General features: G+C 68.6%; 6 protein-coding genes. All 6 read right to left on the reverse strand.

Translation table 11 applies throughout. The features are described 5' to 3' along the window. On the reverse strand, nt 1-330 hold a 330-nt coding region (locus tag HUU96_RS10835), incomplete at its 3' end, for a DUF922 domain-containing protein (protein WP_174292815.1). Beyond that, entirely contained in the window at nt 327-1,010 is a 684-nt protein-coding gene (locus HUU96_RS10840) for a Fe2+-dependent dioxygenase (protein ID WP_174292816.1), read from the reverse strand. The genes HUU96_RS10840 and HUU96_RS10835, both read right to left, overlap by 4 nt. Further along, on the reverse strand, nt 1,004-1,666 hold the full coding sequence (locus tag HUU96_RS10845; protein WP_254605184.1) for a tetratricopeptide repeat protein: 663 nt from the start codon (nt 1,664-1,666) through the stop codon (nt 1,004-1,006). Before HUU96_RS10845 ends, HUU96_RS10840 begins: the two co-directional genes overlap by 7 nt. 86 nt (nt 1,667-1,752) lie before the next feature. Then, complete coding sequence (locus HUU96_RS10850) at nt 1,753-4,281, reverse strand: TonB-dependent receptor (RefSeq protein WP_368039764.1); 2,529 nt, start codon at nt 4,279-4,281, stop codon at nt 1,753-1,755. Between the two features lie 64 nt (nt 4,282-4,345). Next, nucleotides 4,346-4,600: a ribbon-helix-helix domain-containing protein gene (locus tag HUU96_RS10855; protein WP_174292817.1), complete on the reverse strand. Its 255-nt coding sequence runs from the start codon at nt 4,598-4,600 to the stop codon at nt 4,346-4,348. Continuing rightward, on the reverse strand, nt 4,597-5,138 hold a 542-nt coding region (locus HUU96_RS10860; protein ID WP_174292818.1), incomplete at its 5' end, for a class I SAM-dependent methyltransferase. The genes HUU96_RS10860 and HUU96_RS10855, both read right to left, overlap by 4 nt.

Here is a 5,138-nt window from a genome sequence, read left to right on the forward strand (position 1 = left end):
CCGCCACGCCGCCTGCACCTCGGCCGGCAGCCGCGACAGCCCGACCAGCCGCGGCAGCGTGACGGTCGCCGCGAACCGGACGCTCGCTGCGGTCAGGTCGCAGGGCTGGTCATCGTGCGGGCCCGGCCATTGCCAGGTGAAGCGCCAATGGGTGACCGCCTCCACCTCCTGCCCATCGTTGCGATCGACCGGATGGCGCGTGTCGAGCGAGGCGCGGATCGCCGCGAGCGTGTCGCCATGGACCGGGTAGGTGACGATGGCGACGTGCGGAATACCCGCATAGGCCGGGTGCGCCACGACGACAGCCAGCGCCAGCGCCACCGCACTCACGCGTTCGCCCAGCGCCGCAGCAGGTTGTGATAGACGCCGGTCAGCGCCACCACCGCCGGGTCGCCCTGCCCCATCGCCGCCGCCGCGCCCTGCACGCCCCCGTCGAGGTCGAACAACAGACGCCGCGCGCCATCGTCACGCACCATCGACTGCACCCAGAAGAATGAAGCGATGCGGGACCCCCGCGTCACCGGCGTCACCTTGTGCAGGCTGGAGGCTGGATAAAGCGCCAGGTGACCGGCGGGCAGCTTCACCGTCTGCGGCCCGAACCGGTCCTCGATCACCAGATCGCCGCCGTCATACGCGGCCGGGTCTTCGAGGAACAACGTCGCCGACAGGTCGGCGCGCAGGCGAAAGTCGCTGCCGCGGCGGATGCGCACCGCGCTGTCGACGTGGAGACCGAAATCCTGGCCGCCGGCATAGCGGTTGAACAGCGGCGGGAACACCTTGAGCGGCAGCGCGGCGGCGACGAACAGCGGCGAGGCGGCGAGCGCGTCGAGCACCAGTGCCCCCGCCTCGCGCGCGGCGGTTGAGTCCTCGGGCAGCTGCTCGTTATGCTTGGCGAGAGCCGACTGGTGGCCCGAGGTGGCGTTGCCGTCCGCCCAATCGCCCGCGTCGATCAGCCCGCGCACCCGCGCCACTCCGGCCGGGTCGAGCAGGTCGGGGATCGCGATCAGCATTGTCCCCTCCTCAGCGCCGCCAGCCCGTCGGTCGCGAAGCGCGGCACGTCGCTCCTCGCCAGCCAGTCGGCAACCTGCCGCACGAAGCGCGGATTGCCAAGCTTGGCCGCCTGTTCCAGCCACGGCAGCGCCTCGTCGACCCGGCCGCCAGCGCCGAGCAGCCGCGCATGGTTGAAGCAGCCGCGGAAGTCGCCGCCCGCCGCCGCCCGGGCGTACCAATGCGCGGCCTTGGCCATGTCGACCGGCCCTGCCCAGCCATCCTCGGCGAAGCTGCCGACGTAATTGGCGGCCTTGGGGGCGGCGAGCCCCTCGCCGCCTGCGACCTGCTCGAACAGGCCGAGCGCCGCCGCCTTGTCCTCCGCCACGCCATCGCCCAGCGCGAGCAATGTGGCGTAATTATACATCGCCCAGTCCAGCCCGCGCCCCGCGGCGATGCGGTAGCATTCCGCGGCCCGCCCCTTGTCGACCGGCGTTCCCCAGCCAAGGTCGTAGCAGCGCCCGACCATGTTGAGCGCCATCAGGTGATGCTGCGCCGCCGCGCGCGTGAACCAGCCGAGCGCCGCCCGTTCGTCGCGCGCTACGCCGTCGCCGTCGAGCAGCAGCTGACCGTAGAGCGCCATCGCCTCCGTCTCGCCGGCATCGGCGAGCGATCGCAAAAATGCCGCGCGCTCCTCGGGAGGTTCCGAGAGGCGCGCGGCGAGGTATTCAGGCGTCGGGGAGGGGACGCTTGAAACCGGGGACGTCAGAAGCCGACCTTCACCGTGCCAAACACGGTGCGCCCTGCCGCGATCGTCGCGTAATGCGAGGCATAGGCCTGAGTGAAATAGGCCTTGTCGGTCAGGTTCTGCGCGTTGACGCTGAGCGTGATGTGCGGCGCGACGTCGTAGCTGGCGCGCGCGTCGAAGCGGACATAGCCGGGCACCTCGCGGTACAGCACTACCGTCGCCGGGTTCACCGTCACCACCCCGGCGGCGTTCTGCGTCGCGGTGCGGTTGTCGGCATAGCCGCCATATTGCCGGTCGTTGTAGATCACGCTGCCGCCGATCTGGAAGCGCTTGTACAGCGTGACGTTGGTGGTCGCGGTGAAGCTGTTCTTCACCGTCGAGGGCACCTGCTTGCCGGTGTTGACCGACGTGACGTACACCACCTGCGCCGCGCGTGCGCCGACCGCGGGCGCGGTCAGCGCCGAGTTGCCGCCGTCGGTCACCACCGGGTCGAGATGGGTGTAGCCGCCGAACACCGTCCAGCCCGGCAGGATCGTCCCGCTCGCGGTCAGCTCGACGCCGCGGATGCGGGTACGGCCCAGGAACGCCACGGTATTGGCATCGATCGTCACCCGCGCGTTCTGGATGTCGGTCTGGAACACCGCCGCCGCCAGCGCCAGCTGCTCGTGGAACAGGCTGCCCTTCGCACCGACCTCATAGGTCTTGGTCTTCTGCACCTTGAGCTGGTCGAGGTTGCCGGCGACGGTGGTCGGCGAGGTCGGCAGCGCATTGTCCTCGCGGCCCTCGCCGAGCAGGCTGTTGGGCGGCGTCGCGGCGGTCGCGTAGCTCGCATAGACGCTGGTCTCGCGCGTCGGCTTGAGGACGAGGCCGACCTGATAGTTGAACAATCGGTCGGTGCGCGACAGCTTGTATGCCGCCGTCCCCGCCGGCTGCGCCGCCGTCCCGGTCGCCACTGCCGGCGTGATCGTCGACTTGAAGCGGTCGTAGCGGGCACCCAGGTTCAGGATCGCCCAGGGCAGCAGCGTGATCGAGTCGAAGCCATAGACCGACTCGGTATCGGCATCGTTCTGCGTCTCGCTCGCCAGCGATCCCTTGACGATCGGGGTGGGCACGTTGGACGTGTCGCTGGTGTAGTTGACGTAAAAATCGTTGGGATTGGGGTTGAACAGGCTGGTGCAGTAATAGCGCGACACGGTGAAGGTGTCGCAGCGCGGGCTGATCGTCGCACCGGTGGCCAGCACATAGGCCCCGCGGCGGTCCTTCTCGAACGAGAACTCGGTGCCGACCGCGAAGCTGTGCTTGATGCTGCCGGTGGTGAAGGTGCCGGCAAGGTCGGTCTGGTCGATCAGGCTGACGTCGTAGCTGTAGCGGGTGTTGGCCCGCCGCCAGACATAGCCGCCACCGACCTGCTCGACGCCGCCGTCGACACGGTTGACCGTGCCGGGCGCGATCGTCGGGATGCCGTACACATCGCCGTTGGAGTCGTCGGGCAGCAGGTAGATGTAGTTCTGGCTGTCGCGATTGTAGCGCGCGGTGTTGCGCAGGGTGACGCCGCCGAAATCATGCTCGACGCGCACCGTCGCCTGGTTGGTGTTGGTGTTGCGGAAATCGCGATCGGTCAGGCCGTAGAAGGTGGTGCGCGCGACCGTGCCGGTCTGGCCGTTCAGCGTCGTGAAGGTGCCGAGCGCCGGCTGCGACAGCACGTTGCCGGTGGTCGGCGCGTTGCACAGGGTCGCCGAACAGACATAGCGGTAGGGCAGCCCGCTGTCGGGCAGCTCATGGCTGGTCAGGTGATAGAAGGCGAAGGTCAGCCGCGTCGGTGTGCCGAGGCCGAGCGTTACCGACGGCGCGACGCCCCAGCGACGCTGGTAGATATAGTCGCGGCCGACGACGTCCTGGTCGTGCCACAGCCCCTCGATCCGGACGGCGACGGTGTCGGTCGCCTTGAGGTTGAGGTCGGCGGTGACGCGCTTGTAGGCGGCGTTGCCGAAGCTGCCGGTGACGTTGCCGAAATCCTGCGCCTGCGGCAGCTTGGAGATGATGTTGATGGTGCCGCCCGCCGAGCCGCGCCCGCCCAGCGTCGAGTCCGAGCCGCGCACGATCTGCACCGAGTCGGTCGCGAACACCTCCCGGTTCTGCGAGGCGAGATCGCGCACGCCGTCGACATAGATGCTACCCTGGCTGTCGAAGCCGCGGATGAACGGGCGGTCGCCGATCGGGTTGCCACCCTCGGCTGCGCCGAAGGTGATGCCGGGAACGGTGCGCAACGCATCCTGCAGGCTGTTGGAGCCGGTCTGCTCGATGACGCTCTTGTCGAGGACGACGATCGACTTGGGGGTGTTGACCATCGGCGCGACCTGCTTGGGGTCGTCGGTGTTGTGAACGCGCTGGCCGGTGACGACGACATCGCGGCGCTCCTGCGGGTCGGCAGCGCCGGCCGCCGGCACCGTGTCGCGGGTCGCGGTCGCGGGATCCTCGGCAAAGGCAGGTGCGGTGGCGAAAGCCCCGACGCAGGACAGCGCCAGGAACGACATGGTGGTGGTCACGAAAACTCTCCTTAGCTAGGGCGTTCGCTATTGAGAGTCGTTCTCACTGTCAACTCTATTGAGACTAATTCTCACTCACATTCGCAAATAGCCAGCTGCGGATCGCGCTGGCGAGGTTGGGCGGCGAGGGCGCGGCGATGCGCAGCACATCGATCTGCGCGACCACGGCGCTGAGCGGCAGGTCATGGTTGGCGGCCGCGGCTTCCAGCGCCGTCCAGAAGACAGGCTCCAGGCTGATCGAGGTCGGGTGCCCGGCGATGGTGATCGAGCGTTTGACCGGGCCGTGGAAGCCGACGGCCGGCGCATCCAGCGCCGTCACCCTGTCGAGACGATCAGCCGCAATGGGCCGTCGAGCACCGGCATGCGGCGAAAATGGCCGAAGCGGCGGTCCCACGACCCGTCGGCGAGATCGCGTCCGAGGTCGGCGACGAACCGATCGACCACCGACGCCGCGACAAAGCTCCAACTGGAACAGGACAGCCGCGCCGCCGGATCGAGCAACCGCTCGGGACGGCCGTAATAGGCTTCGTTGAACCCGTCGCGGCAATCGAAAGGGATCGGGACATCGTCGACCACCGCACCCGGCAACGCGGCGACGATCCGGTCGATGGCCGGGTAGCGGGATGCTTCCACGGCCGTGATCTCCGGTGCATAATCATGCAGCCAGAACCGCCTTAGCGCGTCCGGATCGGCGGTGAGGATCACCACCGGCCCGCGCGTCACCCGGCGCAGCTCGGCCAAGCCCTGTTCGAGGTCGCCCCATTGGTGGACGGTGAAACTGGCCATCCCTGCGTCGAAGCTGTCATCGGCGAACGGCAACGCCTCGGCCATCGCATCGATCGCGGGCGGCAGCGACG

Source organism: Sphingomonas bacterium, assembly GCF_903644135.1.
GTDB lineage: Bacteria > Pseudomonadota > Alphaproteobacteria > Sphingomonadales > Sphingomonadaceae > Sphingomonas.